This is a genomic window from Stenotrophomonas capsici (assembly GCF_034961085.1).
GTDB classification, from domain to species: Bacteria; Pseudomonadota; Gammaproteobacteria; order Xanthomonadales; family Xanthomonadaceae; genus Stenotrophomonas; species Stenotrophomonas capsici.
Genome location: NZ_JAYFUH010000043.1, coordinates 10,921 through 13,613 on the forward strand (window position 1 = coordinate 10,921; position 2,693 = coordinate 13,613).

General features: G+C 58.5%; 4 protein-coding genes. 3 read left to right on the forward strand and 1 reads right to left on the reverse strand.

All coding sequences use genetic code 11. The annotated features are described in order from the left end of the window. The 3 genes from VA603_RS01420 to VA603_RS01430 form a co-directional block, all read left to right on the forward strand. Positions 1-398: hypothetical protein (locus tag VA603_RS01420; RefSeq protein ID WP_323437727.1), on the forward strand; the 398-nt coding region annotated here is incomplete at its 5' end. Positions 399-823: 425 nt separating this feature from the next. Continuing rightward, entirely contained in the window at positions 824-1,780 is a 957-nt protein-coding gene (locus tag VA603_RS01425) for a DUF932 domain-containing protein (RefSeq protein WP_323437728.1), read from the forward strand. Beyond that, entirely contained in the window at positions 1,777-2,271 is a 495-nt protein-coding gene (locus VA603_RS01430) for a JAB domain-containing protein (protein ID WP_323437729.1), read from the forward strand. Before VA603_RS01425 ends, VA603_RS01430 begins: the two co-directional genes overlap by 4 nt. A gap of 281 nt (positions 2,272-2,552) precedes the next feature. On the opposite strand, the gene VA603_RS01435 is transcribed toward VA603_RS01430, so the two are convergent. Continuing rightward, on the reverse strand, positions 2,553-2,693 hold a 141-nt coding region (locus tag VA603_RS01435; RefSeq protein WP_323437730.1), incomplete at its 5' end, for a helix-turn-helix domain-containing protein.

A 2,693-nucleotide genomic window follows, 5' to 3' on the forward strand; every position in this document is an offset into this window, starting at 1 on the left:
TTGTGCTGGCTCTAGTCGGTGTGTACCTTTATTTTGTTCTCAACCCTGATGGCTTCAGCGGAGCTCCTGCAGCAGCGGCGCAGACGCAATCGCTGCTGCTCAGCATTTGGCAAGGTGTGACTCCTATCGCTAGCACCGCGTTGAGGGTCATTGCTCCTGTCGTTCTTATCCTTGGGGCGCTCGTCTTCGTCGCATATCTCGCTAGGCGTGGTGCCGCGCCTTTTGATCTGTCACCCGTCACTAACGATCTTCCGTCGTTTCTTGCTGTACTTATCATCTTGACAATATGCTTGCTGCCGCTATCGGGGCTGGAAGTGCCAAGTGTCTTGAATAATATCGCTCTCGTTGTCGTAGGCTTCTATTTCGGCAAACGAGATACCGGTGGCGGCGCTGTCTAACAATTCATTCAAGCCGAAGCCGCTTCGCGGCCCGGCTTAATTCAGGCGTTGAACGGCCGCTTCTGGCCGGGAGTTGCCCTTCGGCGTGTCGGGCTTGAGCGTTGGGCCGCATCGAGATGCTGTCTCTGATTGGAACTTATTTCAGACCCTTAGTACTACGCTGAAGCAGGATCCCCCTGCTTTGCGTGTGCGCCGCGCATCGGCGTATCGCTTCGAGTACTAGGCATGAAGGATAAATCCGAGTTCCTCTACTGCGTCTTCATCGTGGCTGCGGCCATCTTGTCGGCGGTAGCCCGATGTTCGTTCACTCGCCCCGACCAGTTCGGTCGCGATTCCTACGACTAGACCCCCCAATCCAGATAGACCCACAAGGCCCGGCATTGTCCGGGCCTTGTGCGTTATGCCATCCATGAAAGGAGAGCGAGATGCATCACGTAGAAACCATGGCCTATGCAGGCCAAGTCCCATGGCATGGCATCGGAAGCCAGTTGGCTCCAAGGCAGTCCATTGAAGTATGGCGCGAGCGCGCCGGCATGAACTGGTCTTTGGAGGAGGCCGAGGTTCGATTTGCCGCCGAGGCAGAAGATCAGTATCCGGTGCGGGCATTCCCCGGGCAGAAGGTGCTTTATCGATCTGACACCAAGCGACCGCTGGCCGTGGTGTCCAAGCGCTATCAAGTTGTCCAGCCACGGGAGATTCTGGAGTTTTACCGCGATCTGACGCGGTACAGTGGCTTTGAGCTGGAGACGGCAGGTGTGCTTCGTGGAGGGCGGAAGTTCTGGGCATTGGCCCGTACTGGGCAGGGTGTGGCCCTAAAGGGCCAGGATCAGGTCAATGGCTACCTTCTTCTGACTACGGCCTGTGACGGAACGCTGGCTACCACCGCCCAGTTCACCTCAGTTCGCGTGGTGTGTAACAACACCCTGCAGATCGCTGTTGGGGATCGAACCGGAGCCATCAAGGTCCCGCACCGCAGTGCCTTCGATGCTGACAGGGTCAAAAGCCAGTTGGGTATCGCCGTTGAGGGCTGGCATGGCTTCGTGGAGCGGATGCGGGTCCTCTGCGAGACACCTGTGAAGCCTGATTCGGTCGATGGGGTTCTGCGGAATTTGCTCACGTATCAGGCTGCTCAGAATGGGAAGGCAGTCGTGAATGAGCAGGCTGTTGCCAAGGTGCGGGCGCTATATGACGGGCAGGGTAGGGGAGCTAGCTTGAAGACCAGCAAGGGCACCGCCTTCGGCCTCCTAAACAGCATCACTGAGTTCGTGGACCATCATCGGCGGGCACAGAGTACGGAGAACCGCTTGGATGCGGCCTGGTTCGGTCAGGGGGCACTGCTCAAGCAGAAGGCGTGGAAGGAACTGCTAGGGGAAGCCGCATGAACATTTCGCTGCAGAAGCAACGCTTGAAAGAGCTACCTGGCGGATTGAACGAACGTGACAGCTCAGTCCTCGCTCAGGCGTTGGCGATCCTAGAGAGCAGAGCAATGGTCAGTGGCCTTCTATTGGGAGATCCGGATGTTGCCGGCAGGTTCTTCCGTCTGCGTCTAGGCAATGAAATCCGCGAGCACTTCGAGGTGGCGTTCCTCGATGCCCGCAACCGCCTGATCGCCGTAGAGCGGCTGTTCTCAGGTTCCATAGGTGTTGCTGAGATCCATCCGCGGATTGTCGTCCAGCGTGCCTTGGCCCTGAACGCAGCAGCGGTCCTGCTGGCTCACAACCACCCCAGCGGGCATTGCGAGCCGTCAGAAGCGGATCGAGCCATCACCAGGCGACTGAAGGAAGTACTGGCGATGGTGGAGGTGAGGGTCGTCGACCACCTTGTGGTGTCGGCAAGCCAAGGAGCCTCGATGGCTCAGCTCGGGCAGATCTAAGGCCCGGATACCTAGGAGAACAGCATGAAGGAATCGGATACGTCCTGGTCATCGACCAGGGCGGCAATGGCTCGTGCCAAAGCAGCTGATCTGGACCGACAGGCTCGGGAGATGGAGCGCGCTGCTGCTGGAAATTGGCGGCAGAGGGCGAAGGTGAGGGAGGCCGCTAGCAGGCTTCGCATGAGAGCCGGAGCCTGCTTGCTCAAGGCGCTAAAGATTGAGGAGGCGGCCGGCCTCTAGGGGGAGAGGGTCTGCATTCCAGCCCCTTCAGATCCTTACGCTCACTCGAGAAGAGATCCTGGTGGGACATCAAGAGCTATTGCGATTCGCTCGATGTTGTAGATCGTCACGTTCTTTTCGCCGCGTTCGATCATGCCCACGTATGTCCGATGGACACCGGCAGCCTCGGCTAGCTCTTCCTG